Origin of the sequence: Halarcobacter anaerophilus, assembly GCF_006459125.1 — a bacterium.
Lineage (GTDB): Bacteria > Campylobacterota > Campylobacteria > Campylobacterales > Arcobacteraceae > Halarcobacter > Halarcobacter anaerophilus.
The window spans coordinates 1,946,268-1,964,201 of sequence record NZ_CP041070.1; the positions used below are offsets into that span (position 1 = coordinate 1,946,268).

Sequence of the window (17,934 nt, forward strand, 5' to 3'; positions counted from 1 at the left end):
AAAAATATGAATGCAATTAAATTTCCGGGCTTTTTTCTACTTTTTGTCTCTTTTTTGCTTGCAAATGACCAATTAGAAGATTTATATAAACAAGCCTCTTTTTACGAAAATCAAAAAGAGTATAAAAAAGCAATGGAAATTTATAAAAAAATTGCCATTGAAGAGAAAAATGCAAATAGAATATATTTTGACGAAGAGAAACAAATTGCCCATAAAATTGCAACTGAAACTTTAGATAAAATAGATGATGAAGAGACGGAAAAGACTATTCAACAAATTTTGGCAAAATCTTTTGATTTGTACGCTTATGAAGAGAATTATTTTCTTCCTTTTTCTTATGATTCAAGACAAAGAGATGATAGGAAACAAACAGAAGCAAAATTTCAATTTAGTGTAAAAAAACCTATTATTTCAAACTTTTTAAAGATGAATGAAACTTTTTATTTCGGATATTCCCAAACATCCTTATGGCAGCTTTATGAAGACTCCTCGCCCTTTAGAGAGACAAGTTACAGACCAGAATTATTTGTAGAACTTCCTTACGGCAAAAAAGGCAAAACTGTTATAAAAGGTTTTAAGTTCGGTTTTCTGCATGAATCAAACGGACAACCCGTTGAAAAATCAAGATCTTGGAACAGACTCTATCTTACAAGTTATTTTCAATTAGGAAATCTATTTATTGCCCCAAAAGTTTGGTATAGAATTCCCGAAGAAAAAAATGATGATGATAATCCTGATATTGAAAAATATCTTGGATATGGGGATTTAACTTTGGTACTTCCTTATAAAAGTCATACTTTTAAACTGCTTTTTAGAAATAATTTAAGATTTAACAAAGATAATAAAGGTTTTGTTCAATTAGACTGGACCTTTCCTCTTCTTGGTTCAAAAAGTCTTTTTGCTTATGTACAAGCCTCAAGCGGATACGGAGATAGTCTAATAGATTATGATAAAGAGATAAATAGGTTTAGTTTCGGTATATCTTTATCAAGATAGTTTATTTTTCATCTAATTTGTTTTCCATAAACCAAAGAAAAGAGAAAAGAAGTCCAGGAGTTTTTGCTTTACTTTCATCATACATAAACTCTTTATATTCACCTATGGGTAAATACATTAAATCAATCTCTTCATCATGTATTCCTCCGCCTTCATGTATTTTCATTGATTCGTCAATCTCTGCATAATACAAATTTTGAGCCCCGCCGCTTACTCCTACGTTTGTATAAAAAGAGGTGATTTTTTCAATTTTTTCTAAAGGTACGTTATATCCACACTCTTCGTCAACTTCCTCTTTTACAATCTGTTCAAGGGATTTATCTTTATCCACAAGTCCCGCACACAATTCATATGTACATAATTTTGATTTATCGTTTAGAAAAACAGGAGCCCTAAACTGCTTTACCAATAAAAATGCGTTTTTTGTTTTATGAAAAAGAAGTATTGCAACAGAATCAAAACTTTTTACGGCTTCCCATACTTTTTGTGTTCCATTTTGTTTATAAGTTATTTTTACGGGATGTACGAACTTTGTTTCTTTTAATTCAGCAGTTTTAAACTCTTCAATTTTATTATTCATTTTAAACCTTTTGTATATTTTATTGATATTTCAATAAAATAGTAGTAAATTTAATTCTCCAATAAAAAAAGGCTTTTTACATGGTACTAAAATATACAGGTCCCAAAGAGATGATCTCTGCTCACGGGATAAACTTCAAAAGTGGGAAAGATGATAAATATGTATATATCTATCCGGCTTATCAAATATATAATGCACTTCACCATGATTATGAAAAAGGGCATGTCTACTCTCATAATATTCAAGGAAAAAGATTAAATGACGAAGAGCTTTTACATAATATATTATCTATCAATCCCGATTTAAAAAGAGATATTGAAAAAAAGATTGAAGAGTATAAAAACTGCTTAGACGATGAGATTGAAAAGGCAAAAGAGCATAAAGAGTATAAAGAAGAAGAGAAAAAAGTTTTTAGAAACAATCTTATTATTATGAAAAACTATAGAATACAAAGAGAGATAAATAAAATTGTCTATTATGAGTTAATCAAAACAATAGTCGATGAAATTATTGAACATAAAATAAAAGTAATAAACTCACCGTTTAGTGAAAGATATTGGCATATTTTACAATCTCTTCAAGGTGAATTATCTAATCATAATCATCGTTCGATAGCCTCTTCAATCGAGACTTTGCATAATGAAGATGGTATTAGAATAAAACTTAACATAAACTCTATCGGGAAATAATAATTTTACTAAAATCGACAAAAAAAGTTGAGCCTTTGTCGGTTTTTGATTTAAAAAAAAGATCTAAAGAGTAATCATTACAAACTCTTTTTACAATATCCAAACCTAAACCGAATCCGCCTTCATTGTTTAATCCCCTTTTATATCTTTTAAATATCTCTTCTTGTTCCCCTTTTGAGATGCCTATTCCGAAATCTTCTACACTAAAAAGCCCCTCTTTTTTTAGACTTACAACTATTTTAGAGTCTTTTTTACTGTATTTAACGGCATTTGAGATAAGATTATTAACTACTTTTTGAGCTTTTGTTTTATCCATTAAAATTTCACACTCTTCTAAAAAAGTCTCAATTACGATATTTTTGGTTACCGAAATATCGCTAAAAAACTCTACACTTTCATGTATTAAAAGATCTAATCTAATATTTTCATCTACACTCTCATATAAATTTTTAAAAGTTGAAAACTGTATATCGTTATAAATTTGAGAAATCTGTTTAGAACTGCTTAAAATATATTTCATCATTTTTTCAGGGTTTTTACCCTTTTTTAACATACTAACAGAAGTCATTAAAACAGATACCGGAGTATTTAATTCATGGGCTGAATCTTTTATAAAATTGTCTAAATGTATAACTTTTTCTCTTACGGGTTTTAATAAAATTCTTGCTAAAAGATAAGCTATAAAACCTACAAATATTGAACTTAAAATAAAAGCTATAACCGTATAAATTTTCAGTTTATCTCTGCTTTGAACCCCTCTGCAAGTCTCTAAAACTATATATTTAATAGGGATACCTACTTCATCCAAGCTGGATATAAAATAGTGATAATCCCCTTTTTCATAAAAATTCTCTTTAAATTTAAAATCTTTTCCGTCTAAATAAGAGAAAAGGACTTTTCCGTTTTTATCAAAAAGAGCATATTTAGTATCTTTTTGTTCTAGTTTTTTAGGTACAAAAGTTTTATGTCTCATATATGAGTTTAAAATATCCGTTTTTATCTTCATTGATGAGTTATTTAACTCCATACTGCAAGTTTTTTGTAAAGATTCAATCTCATCTTGGTAATAGATATAAAGCAAAATACCTATTAAAAAAAGTGCCGAGCCCATATAAACAGATAAAAAACTGATTAAAGCTTTTTTTTCGTCTTTATTCAAATTTGTACCCTATTCCTCTTATTGTCTGAATTGAATCTTTTCCTAAGATTTCTCTTAAATTTTTTATATATACTCTTATTGTGGCATCACTTGGCATCTCTTCATATACCCAAATATTTTGCAAAAGCTCTTCACTTGAAATAACTCTGTTTCTATGTCTTAAAAAATATTTTAAAATATCCCTCTCTTTTTGCGCTATATTTTTCACTTTTTCATCTATTTTTATTTGGCAGAAATCAGGAAGAAATTTAATCCTTGAACTTATCTCTATCTCGTTCTCCTGTTCTATAAAAAACTCTTTGCAAAGTTTCATTACTCTTTGGTCTAACTCTTCAAGATCAAAGGGTTTTTTAATATAATCATCGACTCCGTTTTCAAAAGACTCTTTTAGATGTTTTGTATCTTGATAAGCTGTTAAAATAATTATAGGTGTTCTGTTTTTATACTCATGTCTTAGACTCTTTAAAACTTCGATACCCGTCATTAAAGGAGTATTAATATCTAATAAAGCCAAATCATAAATATCATCAATAAGATTTTCTAAAGCCTCTTGACCGTTTGTGCATAAGGTTACTTCATAACCTTTGTCGATCAAATGTTCATTTAACAGATCGTTTAAAGCGGGATCATCTTCTAGTAACAAAACTTTCAATATAAATCCTTTTGGTTAAAAGAAGATTATACTAAAAGTTTGTTTATTACGTGTGTATTATAGGTTCAAGACTTTTTTTACTATATTATAAAGAGATTTTTCCGCTTCACTTAAAGTTTTTCCAAATGCCACTATAGAAAAATCATGCCCTTCAATAAAAAAAGAGTTATTTAAAAAAGGATCGACATTTTCATAAAGTTTGTCTAAGACTTCACTATTGTCAAGATTTTCAAAGCCAACCCTTAAAGCTTCATTGTTAAACATATAATCCCAGACTCTTTCATTGTTTATTACTATTACTGCTTTTATATTCATATCAAGTTTATACACATAAGAGTGGATAAGCCACTCGTTTGAAGGTTTGTTTACGCCTAAACAAAACATTTTTCCTTTTTGATAATCTACTTTTTTTACAAAAGAGTAATAATTTGCACTCAATTTAGGAAACTCTCCCGTATCTTTTCCCGTTATTACAAAAGAGTTTTTATTTTTATTATATCGATAAGAGATACTTCCAAAACTGCTTCCGTTTGAATAGGCTCCTATTAAGCCCAAACAAAAAAGGCGTGATCTTATCTTTTCAATTTTATTACACTCTTTTACGGCAATTTCTTCGGTTTTGGTATACTTTATTGTATAGTTAAAATCTTTTATCATAATAATATCCTTAAATTAAAGAAGTCTAACAAAACAAAGTATCAATTTGATTTCAAAAATTACTTAAAGTTATCAAATACCAAAGGAGATTTTAACTCCAAAGATTTAAGATGTTTCATAATAGTCTGCAAATCATCGATATTTTTCCCAGTTACTCTTATCTCTTCTCCTTGATTTACCGCTTTTACTTTTAATTTTAGTTTTTTAATTTCGCTTTGAATAAGTTTTGCTTCATCTGCTTTTATAGAATCGATAATTGCATAAGTATATTTTCTGTTTCCACCTGAGCTGTCCTCTTTTTTAGACTCTTCCAAAGAGTTTATTGATAAACCTCTTTTATTCATTTTAGAGATTAATATATCATACATAGCATCAACTTTATTATCACTTGAAGAGACTAAAACTAAAGTTTTTGCTCCTTGATTTAGATCAATCTCTTTTGAAATTCCTTTAAAGTCATATCTGTTATCTATCTCTTTTTGAGCCTGTATTACTGCATTTTTCATCTCACTCATATCAAGCTTAGCAGAAATATCAAAACTGTGTTCTTTTGCCATTTTGTAATCCTAATTTTTATTTTATTATAGATAATTCAAAGTTTTATAATAATTAAAAAAGAAAAAAAAGAGAATAAAAGGAGAAAATTCTCCTTTTAAAGTTTAAAGTATATGGTCGCTTTTACGAGGTTGAGGCAAAATAAGATTTAATAGAATTCCGGTAATTGCTCCAAGACCTATTCCTGAAAAAGGAACTCCACCGAAATTAAAAATCATTCCTCCAATAGAAAATACCAAAATCATAGAAACAATAATTAAATTTCTAGGACAATTAAAGTCCACATTTGCTCTTGTCAAAGTAGAGATACCGACACTTGCTATAATTCCGAAAAGAAGAAGCATAACTCCACCCATAACAGGTACGGGAATAGTTGCCAAAACTCCTCCTAATTTTCCTACAAAAGCCAAAACAATAGCAAAAATTGCCGACCAAGTCATAATTGCAGGATTAAAAGCTTTCGTAACGGTAACTGCACCTGTAACTTCCGAATAGGTTGTATTTGGAGGACCGCCGAATAAAGATGCAATAGAAGTTGCCAATCCGTCACCTAATAGAGTATTTTTTAATCCCGGTTTTTTCAAATAATCAGTTTTCGTTACATTTGAAATTGTTAACATATCACCTATATGTTCAATTGCAGGAGCAATCGCGATAGGTAAAATAAATAAAATAGCCTGCCAGTTAAATTCAGGAGCCGTAAAACTAGGAATTGCAAACCACGCAGCATTTGAGACAGGAGAGAAATCTATAATCCCCATAAAAAGTGAAACAGTATAACCTACTATAATAGCACCTAAAATAGGAATAAGTCTAAAAATTCCAGTTCCTAATAAAGAGATAAATACCATTGTAAAAAGAGAAATCATCGAAACAGTGATTGCCGTATCAAAAGGGATTAACTCAATTGCTCCGTCACCTGTTTTTCCCATTGCCATATTAACTGCAACAGGAGATAAAATAAGCCCGATAGAGATAATAACAGGACCTACAACAATAGGAGGTAAAAGTTTATGAATAAAATTATCTCCTTTTAATCTAATAATCAAACTTAAAACAACATATAATAATCCTGCTGCTACAAGCCCCGATAATGTTGCTGCCAAACCCCAAGTTTTTACCCCTTCTGAAATGGGAGCAATAAAAGCAAAAGATGAAGCTAAAAATATAGGCGGAACTGCACCTCTATTTACAAACTGAAAAACCAATGTACCGATACCTGCCGTGAATAGTGCTACATTTGGATCAAGTCCTGTTAAAATAGGAACTAACACTAATGCACCAAAAGCCACAAACAAGAACTGTAAACCTATAATCGAGTCTTTGACTCTAAAATTGTAATCCGTGGGTTTCATACGTCCTCTTCGTGTAGAAATTAAATGTTAAATAATATCGAAACTAAGATAAGAATCACGGTAAATAAATGTGTAATTTATAAGCAATTTTTTGATAATATAGACAAAATTTCAAAAGAGAGTAAACTAATGTATAAAGAGAGCACAAATGTTGTGGTTAAACATCTTGTAAACAGATTAAGAGATGTAAGGACTGCTTCAAATGAATTTAGACTAACAATTGAAGAAATATCAAGAATCGTAGCTTCAGAAGCTTTAAGTGAGTTTAAAACAATTACTACAAATATCGAAACTTGGCAAGGACCTTTAGATGTTGAGATGATAGAAGTACAAAAACTTGTTTTAATACCTATTTTAAGAGCAGGAGAACCGATGCTTACGGGAATTTTAAGAACGCTTCCTTATGCAAAAAGCGGTTTTTTGGCAATGAAAAGAGATGAAGAAACAGCAGAAAGTAAACTTTTTTATGAAAATGTTCCGCCTTTAGAAGATAAAACGGTAATAATCCTTGATCCTATGGTTGCAACAGGAGGTTCTTTAATTGATGGAATTGATTATCTAAAAAATAAAGGGGCTCAAAAAATTATTTCATTAAATATTTTAGGTGCTCCAGAAGGTGTAGAAGCAGTTACAAAAGCTCACCCTGACGTTAATATGTATATTGCTCAAATTGATGAAAGATTAGATGAAAAAAAATATATCAGACCAGGACTTGGAGATGCAGGAGACAGAGCTTTTAATACTCATATTTAATACTCTAGAGGATTTGGATATTTATATTTAAATCCTCTTTCTTCTATTTTACTTCCATCTATAATTCTATTGAAATACTCTTTTTTATTCTCAAATAGAGGTTTTTTAAATCCATACTTTAAAGCATTTTTGCAATATATCTCTTTTCTTGTAGGATGTTCACTACTGCATAAATTAAAAACTCCATTTAAATTATTTTTCAAAGCAAATTTAACCGCTTCAATAACATCTTTTTGATGGACATAATTAACTTTTACATCTTCACTATCTAAGGTTTTTCCAGAGAAATATCTTCCTGCAATTCTGTTTTCGCCCATTAATCCTGCACATCTAAAAATTAAATCTGTTTTATCTTTTATAAACTCTTCAATATCGAATATTTTTTGAGATTTTGGATTAATGATTTTTATATCTTCTCTAAAAATATTTTCAGTATCCGGATAAATAGAAGTTGAACTAATAAAAATGATTTTTTCTATCTTAGCTATATTTTTGTGATTATATATTTCCCCCAGAAATTTTAAATAGTCTTCAAATTTTGAAGGAGGAAAATTTATAAAAAGATAGTTTGTATCTAAAAGTTCATCTAAACTTTTTGTATTTTTTTCATCTAATAAATAAGAGTTTAAACCCTTATTTATCAAATCCTTTAGTTTTTCTTCACTTCTTACGGATACTTTTACTTCAAACTCTTTTTTTAACTCAAAAGCCAAAGGAAGTCCAAGCCACCCTGCTGCTAAAATAGAAAAAGTTTTCATTACTCTTTATCTTTTAACTGATTAACTTCAACTCTTAAACTTTTAATTTCATTTAACAAAGTATCCAATTTTTTACTGTCTTCATGCATTTCATCATGAAAATTTGATTCCTGAATTTTTTGCATCTCTCCTATGATTACTGCAACAAAAAGATTGAAAAATACAAAAGCCGCTATTATTACAAAAGATACGAAATATATCCAAGACAGAGGATAAACTTCCATTGCTTCATACATAACATCAGTCCAGTCCTCAAAAGTCAATATTCTAAAAAGAGTTAACATTGAAACTAAAAAATCTCTCCATAACCCGGAAGGCAAATCATGAAAATAGAAGTTTCCAACAATTGCATAAATATAAAAAATAATAAACATTAAAATTACGATATCGATTATTGAAGGAATAGCTCTGATTAACATATCGATTATTGCTTTAAGTTCGGGTCTTGCAGTAAAAAGTCTTAAAACTCTAAATACTCTTAAAACCCTTGCAACAGCTGCAAAACCTGATTGTTCCAAAGGTAATAGGGTTACGACTACGATTATAAAATCAAAAACATTCCAGCCTGATTTAAAAAAGTTTATAAATCTCTTTTCTGCAACCATTTTAATAGCGATTTCAAAAACAAAATATATTGTTACAAAATAATCTGCCAATCTTAAAAAAAGCGCATAATTTTCTTCAACCTCTCCTAATGTTTTAAACCCCAATACGGAAGCGTAGGCTAAAATTATAAATGTAGTTAAATTGGAAAACCACCTGGCATCTCGGATCTCCTCAATTTTAGCTATTACCGTCATTATAACTCCTTGATAACGCTAAATGCCGCTAATACCCATCCAATAATCATCAAAGTACCTCCAATAGGAGTTATAGCACCGATAACAGGTATATTTAAAAGAACTAATAAATAAAGGGAAAATGAGAAAATTATCATACCAATAAATATCAACCATCCAGAAATAACACTTCTTTTTGAATCACCTTTTAAGTAGATAATAAAAGCAATGGCAAAAAGCCCTAAAGTATTATAAAATTGGTATTCAACTCCCGTGTGATATACGGTTAACATAGCAGGTTCGACAATTGATTTTAAACCATGAGCACCGAAAGCACCTAAAGCAATGGCTAACGCCATCATAAAAGAGGCAATAGTTAAAAATAGTTTAACATTTTTATTAGTTTTCATTATAAACTTCCTAATTTTTTTTGGAAGTATATCTAAAAACTATTTGAAAGTATATTTAAAAAAATTTGACGAAATTTATTTCAAACTACTTTTTATCTTTCTTCTTAGAAGAGAATCCTGCACCCTTTTTCTGCTTTTTCTTTAAATCCAAATCTTCAATTAAACTTCTGTAATCAATACCCTCTTTGTTCATCATGGCAAAACAGGCTGCAACCGCTGCGATTGCATTTGGAACTTCTTCTTTCTTTTTATAAGATTGAATGTTTTTTTCACTAACTTTAATTAAAGCGGTAAATTTCGGTATTGTTAATTCTGCATCTAGTAATAATTTTTTAAATTCGATAAATGTCATTATTTAGTCCATGTATAATTTAGTTAAACTTATTATACACTATAAAGACTTGAAGTTTTTCTAAAAAAGTTATCTTTTATGTATTTTATATATATTTTATAGATAATATAGAAAACAGTTTTACTGTTTTCTACTTTACATCAACTTCCCAAAAGAAATCAATCCACTCTTTTGCCTCTTTTACGGCAAAGTCAGGTTGTAAACATGCGGTTTTTTTATAAAAGATTGTAGCAAGTTTGAAGTCAACGCTAGGAAATTTATCTCTTAGCACTTTTAAAATCTCTTCCATTGTTTCACCTGAGTCAACAATATCATCAATCAATAAAACTCTTTTTGCATGAGAAACATCAGGAATATTAAAAATATTAAAACTATTTAATTTTAATTCACCCTCATAATGTATTGAATTCAAAGTATATAGATTTCTCATATCCATTGCCTGAGACATCAAATGAGCAAGAGTTAAACCTCCTCTTGCTATTGCCAATAAAATATCCGGTTGATAATCTCTACATTTGTCAACCAAAATTTGCGTATCTTTTGTAAACTCTTCGTATCCGTAATAATATTTTTCCAAAAAAATTCCTTATAAAATAAAAGCTAAAGCACTAATAAAAGTAATAACAAAAATACCTAGATTTAAATCCTTAGTCTCTCTTTTTGCTAATTTAATAATAGTGTAAATCAAAAATCCGGCAGCAATCCCGTTTGTAATCGAGTATGTTAAAGGCATAAATATTACCATTAAAAATGCTCCTGCACTTGTTGCCAAATCTGAATCTTCAAAATTTATTTTACCAAGTTCCGTAAACATTAGTACTCCTACTACTACAAGTACCGGATAAATAGCATTACCCGGTATTGCTTTAAAAAGAGGAAGCATAAACAGTGTCGTAATAAAAAACAGTGCCGTAAATACTGCTGTAAGTCCTGTTCTTCCTCCCTCTTCTACTCCTGAAGCACTCTCTATAAAAGAAGTTGTTGTTGATACTCCAAGCAAAGATCCTGCTGTTGTTGCTATTGCATCTGCTTCTAAAGTTTTTTGTAAAGATTTATCATCTTTATTATTCTCTTGAAACAAGTTTGCTCTTGTTCCTACTCCTGTTAAAGTTCCTAAAGTATCAAACATATCTGTTATTAAAAAGGTAATTATTACAGGAAGTAAAGAGAGAGTAAGGGCACTTGTTATATCAAGTTCAAATGCTATTGGAGCAATTGAAGAAGGTGTTGAAAGAATACCTTCAGGAAGTTTTCCTATTCCTAAAAACCAAGCCACTGCGGAAGTTATTGCAATTGCTAAAATAAAAGCTCCTTTTATTCTATATGAATAAAAAGTAAAAGAGAGAAGCAAACCTAAAACACCCAAAAGTACGTTTTCATTTGAAAAATCTCCTAATGAGACCAAGGTTGCGGGATTATCTACTATCATTCCCATCTGTTTTAATCCGATAAAGGCAATAAAAGAACCTATCCCTGCACTTATTGCACGTCTTAAATTCATAGGAATCGAAGTCATTATCCAAATTCTAAAATTTGTAAAAGATAAGAGTACGAAAAGCAATCCTGATATAAATACTATTCCTAAAGCTGTTTGCCAAGGTATTTTCATTCCTAAAACCAAACCGTAAGAAAAATATGCGTTTAATCCCATACCTACTGACATTGCTATTGGTGTATTTGACCATATACCACTAAATAGTGTTGCTAAAATCGTGATTAATGCAGTTGCCGTTACTACTGCATCCATAGGCAGTCCTGCATCTGCTAATATAAAACCGTTTACAGGTACTATATACATCATTGTCAAAAATGTTGTAAAGCCTGCACTAAGTTCGGTACTTACACTTGTATTATGTTCTTTTAGTTTAAACATAATTGTCCTTCATATTTAAATATTAAGAGCTTATTTTACTTAATCTAAGGTTTATTTATACTAAAAAATTGTATAAAATATATAACTAATATATAGAAAAAGAGTAACTAACTATGAATATTACAGATGATTGCGTTAAATGTATTGTAGGACAAATAGAAAAAGCAACAAAAACACTTAAACTTGATAAAGATCTTGCAAAATCAATTATGTTTGAAGTAAATAAAAGAGCAGAAAATTTTTCTTTTAAAGAGACTCCTCCTTTTGTAGCTAAAGATGTTTATGAATATTTGGCACAAAGAACAAACTTGAAAGATCCCTTAAAAAAAATGAAACAAGAATCTATAAAAAAAGCGACAGGATATCTGCCTTTTATTCAAAAAAAAATAGATAAAAGTGAAGATAAACTTTTTACTGCAATTAAAGCAGCCGTTGCAGGTAACGTAATTGACTTTGCTACAATAAAAGAGTTTTGTTTAGATGAAGAAATAAACTCTATTTTTCAAACAGATTTTGCAATAAATGATTATAAAGTTTTTAAAAATGAACTTGAAAAAACCGATTCTTTAATTATTCTTTCGGATAATGCAGGAGAAAATATTTTTGATAAAATTTTAGTTAAAACTTTAAAAAAGTTATATCCTAAGCTTGAAATTTATTATGCAACCAGAGGTAAAGCTATAATAAACGATGTAACATTAGAAGAAGCAATACAAAGCGGTATTGATAAATACTGTAAAGTAATCAGCACAGGTGTTGATACTCCGGGACTTGAAAAAAAACAAGCTTCAAAAGAGTTTCTTGAACTTTTTGAAAAAACACCTTTGATTTTATCAAAAGGAATGGGAAATTTTGAATGCCTTGAAGGTTTTAATGATAAAAGAATTTTCTTTTTATTTAAAGTTAAATGTGCAGTTGTAGCAAAAACGATTTCAAGAAGTTTGGGAGAAATCGTATTAAAAAGAGGATAGCTTTTAAGCTATACACTCTTTTTTTATTTCGTTGTTAGGAGATAACAGTTTTGCCAATCTTATAATACCTTGTTCAATCTGTTCAAAAGTAGAGTTTGTAAAATTGAATCTAGCTTCGTTTGAATCTTGATTATTATGAAAAAATACTTTTGCAGGTACAAAAGCAACATCAACTTCTAATGCTTTTTTTGCCAATTCAAAAGAATCCTCTTTAAAACTTCCGTAAATAAACATTCCCCCTTGAGGTCTTTTAAATTCAAAACTCGGAATATATTTTTCAAAACATTCTGCCATATATTCCATTTTTGATTTATACTCTTTTCTTACAAGTTTGATATGTTCAAATAGATCAAACTCATTCATATATTCATCTAAAATCATTTGATTAAAAGTTGAAGTATGTAAATCAACAGCCTCTTTTGAAACCATCATTTGGTCAATATACTCTTTTTTTGCTCTAATCCAACCTACTCTGAAACCTGGAGCTACTATTTTAGAAAAAGATCCCATATGAAAACTTTTTTCATATAAAGCACTAATAGGTTTTCTGATAACCCCATTAAAATCAATCAAAGAGTATGCTCCGTCTTCTATAAAATAGCACTCTTTTTTATTTAAGATTTTAGCAACATCTTCTCTTCTTTTTTGATCTATCACTCTTCCTGTAGGATTTGTAAAATCACTCATTGCATAAAAACCGTTTGTGCTGTTTAGTTTATTTTCCAAATCATCTAAATCATCAAAAGATTTAATATCCATATCTAAAACTTTATAAGCACTTAAAGCACCTATATATGTAGGTTTTTGTACATATAACTCTTTATCTAAAAATGTTTTTGCAATTATGTCAAAAGCTTGTTGGCTTCCTGTTGTAATTAAGATTTCATCTTTATTTGTCGGAAAGTCAAATTTATTTGTATAAATGTCTGCAATTTTTTCTCTTAATCCTTCTACACCTTGTGATTTAGAGTATTGCAAACATAAAGGATTTTCCAAAACTTTATTTGTAGCGACCTTTAAATCTTTGACAGGGAAGAGGTTCTCATTTGGTAAACCTCCTGCAAAAGAGATTGTTCTTTCATTTATTGCATCTAATATTTGTCTTATATAAGACCGTTCTAGTTTTTTCATCTCTTACCCTTATTTAAAAAAATACGACATTATACTAAAAAATGAATAGTTATTCTTTATTTTAAATTACAAAATACTTGTCTTATATTGCTATTTTTGTTATACTTTTAGTATGAAAAAAGATACAAAACATGCTAGAGATGATATTATAAACACGACTTTTTATTATATCTACAAAAATTTAGAGTATAAAATTACCCTTGATGAGTTGGCAAAACTAAATCATTTGAGCAAATATCATTATCATAGAATTATAAAAGAGGAGACGGGGAAGACTCTTTTTGAACTTATTGCAGATGAAAGATTAAAAAAAGCAGCAAATCTTTTAATTACCAATAAACACTCAACAATAAGCGAAATAGCAAATAAATGCGGTTATATTTCCCATTCATCTTTTATCAAAGCTTTTAAACTGAGATATAATTATACTCCTACACAATGGAGAAAAGGAAAGTTTAAAGAGTATTCAAAAGAGTTGATAGAGAAATTCCTTACGGCAAAAGATTTTTCAAAAATTGAACCTGAAATAAAAGTTTGCAAAGTTATTCATTGTGCTTATATAAGACACAACGGTTATGATAAAACAATCAAAAAAAGTTGGGAGAAACTTAAAGCTATTGCTTATGAAAACGGAATTAAAGAGTATAAACAGATTGCACTTTTTCATGATAATCCCGTAATTACTCCCCTTAAGAACTGCTCTTATGTAGCTTGTATAAATGTAAATAAAGATTTCAAAGCAATAAGCACTTTTGATATACCCGAGTCTTTATGTGCGGTGTTTAACCTAAAAGGAGTTTACGGAGATGTTTTAAATTTTATTAGATATGTGTATCACTATTGGCTTCCAAACTCAGGATATGAAGCAAAAACAATTCCCGCTTATGCAATTTATCATAAGAATTACTTTACCACTGAGCAAAAAGATTTTGATCTAGACTTTTACCTTCCGATTAATGTTTTATACTAAATAAATAATCTTTATATTTATACTACAATTATTTTTTATATAAAAATAATTTATCTATTATAGTGATAACTGTTATTATAAATTTCCTATATATAGCTATTTATAGAGTTTTAATAAAATCAATGATTTAATTATTTAAGCAATAAAAAATTATATTTATACATAAAAATAACTTTTTTATTTTAGATTATTTTTAAGTTATTTAATATAAAATATTTTTATGATGTGACAGTATATAGAAAGGAGTCACTATGTTTAAAAATTTATCAATAAAAACAAAACTTTTAGCTACCGTAATCGGTTCAATAATTTTAATTGCACTAATTATGCTGTTTGAAATGTCGACAACGATTTATAAGGAAGTGAATCTTATTTTAAATGACAGCGAAAAAAGTGCATTTGATACAAAAGAGAAAGAGTTAAAAAATTATGTATCTTTAGCTTATAAAACTGTTGAATCTTATTATGAAAGAACTTCCAAAGAGAGAATTAGAAGTGAAGTAAAAGATTATATACAAGAGCAAACAAACTTTCTATTTTCAATTATTAACGAAGAGTATGAATAAAACAAAAATAAACTTTCGGAAAATGAATTAAAAAATAGAATAGAATCTATTGTCTCATCGACACGATACGGAAAATCAGGATATTTTTGGATAAATGATTTTAATTATAAAATGATAATGCATCCAATTAAAAAAGAGTTATCAGGAAAGATATTTAAAAATACACCTAAGACTCCATTTGTACAATTAGGAATAGAAGAACTTAGAAAAAGTAATAAAGACGTAGGTTTTATTGAATACTCTTTTTACAATCCTAGTACAAAAAAAGATGTATTTAAAACGTCGATAGTAAAAGTATTCAAACCTTTTAACTGGATAATAGGAACAGGTGCATATATAGATAATATATCCGAAAAAATGAAAAAAGAGGCTTTAAATGCAGTCTCAAAAATGAAGTACGGTGAAAACGGATATTTTTGGATTAATGACTCAAACCACGTTGTATTAGCTCACGGAATAAAAGATTCTTTGGTTGGGAAAAATCTCTATAATCTAAAAGACAAAAAAGGGAATTACCTTTATAGAGATATAGTAAAAACGGCAAATGCAAAAAAAGAGGGAGGAATCGTAAAATATTATTGGACAATTCCCGGAAGAGAAGGAGACTTTCAAAAATTTTCTTATGTAAAAAAATTTGAGCCTTGGGATCTGATTATAGGAACGGGAGCTTATGTAACGGATGTAGAAGATGCGATAAAAGAGATGCAAAAAAGAACACAAGAGAATGTTGTTGAAATTATAATCACTAATATAATTATGATTTTGGTTTTACTTGTAATAATCTCTTTTGCACTAATCTTCTTTATGAAAAAAGTTCTATTCAATCCTTTAATGAACTTCCAAACAGGACTCTTGAATTTCTTTAAATATATAAATAAAGAGCAAAAAGAGATTGAACCTTTAAATATAGAAGCCAATGATGAAATCGGTAAGATGGCAATTCTTATAAATGAGAATATAGATAATTCCAAAAAAATCATAGAGCAGGATAATGAACTTATTCATGAAGTAAAAGAGATAGTAAACCATGTAGGACAAGGATATTTAGATAAAAAAATTTCAGGTTCTACAAATAATGAATCTCTTGAAGAGCTGAAATCTCTGCTTAATAATATGTTAGAAAATCTTCAAGCTCTTGTGGGAACAAATATCAATGCTTTAACAGATGTTTTAGAAAAATATGCAAATAGAGACTTTACCGAGAGATTACAGGCAAATCACGGGAAAATAGGTAACAGCATTATAAATATGCATAAAATGATTACAAAAATTCTTCAAGATAATCAAGAAGACGGCTTACTTTTAAAAAATAAATCGGAAGAGTTAACTTCAAGTGTAAGAACCTTAAGTGAAAATGCAACATCTCAAGCAGCTTCACTAGAAGAGACTGCTGCTTCTATTGAAGAGATAACAGGAAATATCAGACAAACAAGCGAAAAAGCACAACAAATGTTAAAAATCTCTTCAGATACTCAATCTTCTGCAAATAAAGGTAAAGAGTTAGCTAGTAAAACAGCAAAATCAATGGATGAGATAAATGATACGGTAATGAATATCAATGAAGCAATAACGGTAATAGACCAAATAGCTTTCCAAACAAATATTTTATCTCTTAACGCAGCAGTTGAAGCGGCAACAGCGGGAGAAGCAGGAAAAGGTTTTGCAGTAGTAGCCCAAGAAGTAAGAAACTTAGCGGCAAGAAGTGCAGAAGCAGCAAAAGAGATTAAAGATTTAGTTGAAAATGCTACAGTTAAAGCAAATGAAGGTAAACAAATAGGTTCATCTATGATAGAAGGCTTTAATGAATTAGACGCTAAAATAACACAAACAAGTAACCTCATAGATGATGTTACAAATGCAGCAAGTGAGCAAAATACGGGAATGACACAAATTAGTGATGCAGTAAACCAACTTGATAGATTTACACAAGAAAATGCAGCGGTGGCTGATAAAACAAATACCATAGCACAAGAGACAAATCAAGTATCCCTTGATATTGTTGAAAATGTAAATATGAATAATTTTGAAGGGAAAGTTAATAAATAACTTTTCCCTGCAATGAAACTTTTAGACAAAACCCACAAAATATACCTTCTTGACAATGATAATTTTGATTTTCCTAGCTTAGAAATGATGAATGATGATTTAGTGGCAGTTGGAGGAGATTTTCATCCCCAAAGATTGATAAATGCCTATGAAAACGGTATTTTCCCTTGGTTTATAGATGATTACAATCATATACACTGGTTTAGTCCAAACAAAAGAATGGTTCTATATCCAAATGAGTTTAGGCTTACAAAAAGTCTGAAAAGAACAATAAACAACAAAGGGTTTGTAGTAAAAACAAATAAAAACTTTGAAGAGGTTATAAGAAACTGCTCAACCATAAAAAGAAAACATGAAGATGATACCTGGATTGATGAAAACTTTATTATAGCCTATACAAATCTATATAAATTAGGCTTTGCCTACTCTATTGAAACCTATTTAGATGAAAAGTTAGTAGGAGGTCTTTACGGAGTTTTAATTAATGACGTATTTTGTGGAGAGAGTATGTTTGCAAAAGAGAAAGATGCTTCAAAAGTAGCATTTTATCACCTTTGCAAACAAGCACAACAAAATGGAATCAAACTAATTGATTGCCAAGTTCATAATAACCACTTGGCATCACTTGGTGCAAGAGAGATTCCAAGAGTTGAATATTTTAAACTATTAAAAGAAGATTAAC

Annotated in this window: 20 protein-coding genes and 1 pseudogene; 8 read left to right on the forward strand and 13 right to left on the reverse strand. The window is 29.2% G+C overall.

Annotated elements, in window-relative coordinates; genetic code table 11:
* Positions 1 to 6: 6 nt before the first annotated feature.
* Positions 7 to 996 (forward strand): phospholipase A, encoded by a 990-nt coding sequence (locus AANAER_RS09680; protein ID WP_044418199.1) that lies wholly within the window; start codon positions 7 to 9, stop codon positions 994 to 996.
* Between the two features lies 1 nt (position 997).
* Here AANAER_RS09680 and AANAER_RS09685 read toward each other — a convergent pair whose 3' ends face one another.
* Positions 998 to 1,576, reverse strand: a complete 579-nt coding sequence (locus AANAER_RS09685; protein WP_044418197.1) for an NUDIX domain-containing protein — start codon at positions 1,574 to 1,576, stop codon at positions 998 to 1,000.
* An 80-nt stretch (positions 1,577 to 1,656) separates the two neighbouring features.
* Here AANAER_RS09685 and AANAER_RS09690 point away from each other — a divergent pair, with 80 nt between their 5' ends.
* Positions 1,657 to 2,265 carry a hypothetical protein gene (locus AANAER_RS09690; protein ID WP_044418195.1) on the forward strand — a complete coding sequence of 203 codons (609 nt, stop codon included), beginning with the start codon at positions 1,657 to 1,659 and terminating at the stop codon, positions 2,263 to 2,265.
* Here the strand turns inward: AANAER_RS09690 and AANAER_RS09695 are convergent.
* The 5 genes from AANAER_RS09695 to AANAER_RS09715 form a co-directional block, all read right to left on the reverse strand.
* Positions 2,252 to 3,424: a sensor histidine kinase gene (locus tag AANAER_RS09695; RefSeq protein ID WP_129081051.1), complete on the reverse strand. Its 1,173-nt coding sequence runs from the start codon at positions 3,422 to 3,424 to the stop codon at positions 2,252 to 2,254. The two genes, AANAER_RS09690 and AANAER_RS09695, sit on opposite strands and share 14 nt — an antisense overlap.
* A complete protein-coding gene (locus tag AANAER_RS09700) occupies positions 3,417 to 4,076 on the reverse strand; it encodes a response regulator transcription factor (RefSeq protein WP_044418191.1) in 660 nt (219 codons plus the stop codon). The genes AANAER_RS09695 and AANAER_RS09700 overlap by 8 nt, the downstream gene beginning before the upstream one ends.
* A 57-nt stretch (positions 4,077 to 4,133) precedes the next feature.
* A complete protein-coding gene (locus tag AANAER_RS09705; RefSeq protein WP_044418189.1) occupies positions 4,134 to 4,733 on the reverse strand; it encodes a class II aldolase/adducin head domain-containing protein in 600 nt (199 codons plus the stop codon).
* A 59-nt stretch (positions 4,734 to 4,792) separates the two neighbouring features.
* A complete protein-coding gene (locus AANAER_RS09710) occupies positions 4,793 to 5,290 on the reverse strand; it encodes a YajQ family cyclic di-GMP-binding protein (RefSeq protein WP_044418187.1) in 498 nt (165 codons plus the stop codon).
* Positions 5,291 to 5,392: 102 nt separating this feature from the next.
* Positions 5,393 to 6,643, reverse strand: a complete 1,251-nt coding sequence (locus tag AANAER_RS09715; RefSeq protein WP_044418185.1) for a uracil-xanthine permease family protein — start codon at positions 6,641 to 6,643, stop codon at positions 5,393 to 5,395.
* A gap of 24 nt (positions 6,644 to 6,667) precedes the next feature.
* Here AANAER_RS09715 and upp point away from each other — a divergent pair, with 24 nt between their 5' ends.
* The gene (upp, locus tag AANAER_RS09720) at positions 6,668 to 7,396 is read left to right on the forward strand and encodes a uracil phosphoribosyltransferase (RefSeq protein WP_228135597.1); all 729 of its coding nucleotides are present in this window, start codon (positions 6,668 to 6,670) and stop codon (positions 7,394 to 7,396) included.
* Here upp and AANAER_RS09725 read toward each other — a convergent pair.
* From AANAER_RS09725 to AANAER_RS09750, 6 genes are all read right to left on the reverse strand, one after another.
* A complete protein-coding gene (locus AANAER_RS09725) occupies positions 7,393 to 8,154 on the reverse strand; it encodes a Rossmann-fold NAD(P)-binding domain-containing protein (RefSeq protein WP_044418184.1) in 762 nt (253 codons plus the stop codon). The two genes, upp and AANAER_RS09725, sit on opposite strands and share 4 nt — an antisense overlap.
* Positions 8,154 to 8,954 (reverse strand): ion transporter, encoded by an 801-nt coding sequence (locus tag AANAER_RS09730; protein WP_044418183.1) that lies wholly within the window; start codon positions 8,952 to 8,954, stop codon positions 8,154 to 8,156. Before AANAER_RS09730 ends, AANAER_RS09725 begins: the two co-directional genes overlap by 1 nt.
* Entirely contained in the window at positions 8,954 to 9,343 is a 390-nt protein-coding gene (locus AANAER_RS09735; RefSeq protein WP_044418181.1) for a DUF423 domain-containing protein, read from the reverse strand. Before AANAER_RS09735 ends, AANAER_RS09730 begins: the two co-directional genes overlap by 1 nt.
* Positions 9,344 to 9,428: 85 nt before the next feature.
* Positions 9,429 to 9,695 carry a hypothetical protein gene (locus AANAER_RS09740; RefSeq protein ID WP_044418179.1) on the reverse strand — a complete coding sequence of 89 codons (267 nt, stop codon included), beginning with the start codon at positions 9,693 to 9,695 and terminating at the stop codon, positions 9,429 to 9,431.
* A 130-nt stretch (positions 9,696 to 9,825) separates the two neighbouring features.
* Positions 9,826 to 10,272 carry a phosphoribosyltransferase gene (locus AANAER_RS09745; RefSeq protein WP_044418177.1) on the reverse strand — a complete coding sequence of 149 codons (447 nt, stop codon included), beginning with the start codon at positions 10,270 to 10,272 and terminating at the stop codon, positions 9,826 to 9,828.
* Between the two features lie 9 nt (positions 10,273 to 10,281).
* Entirely contained in the window at positions 10,282 to 11,568 is a 1,287-nt protein-coding gene (locus AANAER_RS09750) for an NCS2 family permease (RefSeq protein WP_129081052.1), read from the reverse strand.
* A gap of 113 nt (positions 11,569 to 11,681) precedes the next feature.
* Between AANAER_RS09750 and AANAER_RS09755 the strand changes: the two genes are divergently transcribed.
* On the forward strand, positions 11,682 to 12,539 hold the full coding sequence (locus AANAER_RS09755; protein WP_129081053.1) for a damage-control phosphatase ARMT1 family protein: 858 nt from the start codon (positions 11,682 to 11,684) through the stop codon (positions 12,537 to 12,539).
* Positions 12,540 to 12,542: 3 nt separating this feature from the next.
* On the opposite strand, the gene AANAER_RS09760 is transcribed toward AANAER_RS09755, so the two are convergent.
* The gene (locus AANAER_RS09760) at positions 12,543 to 13,670 is read right to left on the reverse strand and encodes an aminotransferase-like domain-containing protein (RefSeq protein ID WP_129081054.1); all 1,128 of its coding nucleotides are present in this window, start codon (positions 13,668 to 13,670) and stop codon (positions 12,543 to 12,545) included.
* A 112-nt stretch (positions 13,671 to 13,782) separates the two neighbouring features.
* On the opposite strand from AANAER_RS09760, the gene AANAER_RS09765 reads away from it, so the two are divergent.
* The 4 genes and pseudogenes from AANAER_RS09765 to aat all read left to right on the forward strand — a co-directional run bounded on the left by AANAER_RS09765 (position 13,783) and on the right by aat (position 17,933).
* The gene (locus tag AANAER_RS09765) at positions 13,783 to 14,640 is read left to right on the forward strand and encodes an AraC family transcriptional regulator (RefSeq protein ID WP_044418171.1); all 858 of its coding nucleotides are present in this window, start codon (positions 13,783 to 13,785) and stop codon (positions 14,638 to 14,640) included.
* 251 nt (positions 14,641 to 14,891) lie between these two features.
* Positions 14,892 to 15,206, forward strand: a complete 315-nt coding sequence (locus AANAER_RS09770) for a hypothetical protein (RefSeq protein WP_129081055.1) — start codon at positions 14,892 to 14,894, stop codon at positions 15,204 to 15,206.
* A 12-nt stretch (positions 15,207 to 15,218) separates the two neighbouring features.
* Positions 15,219 to 17,252: pseudogene (locus AANAER_RS09775) on the forward strand (methyl-accepting chemotaxis protein); the annotation flags it as partial.
* Between the two features lie 12 nt (positions 17,253 to 17,264).
* Positions 17,265 to 17,933, forward strand: a complete 669-nt coding sequence (gene aat, locus AANAER_RS09780) for a leucyl/phenylalanyl-tRNA--protein transferase (RefSeq protein WP_129081057.1) — start codon at positions 17,265 to 17,267, stop codon at positions 17,931 to 17,933.
* Position 17,934 lies beyond the last annotated feature (1 nt).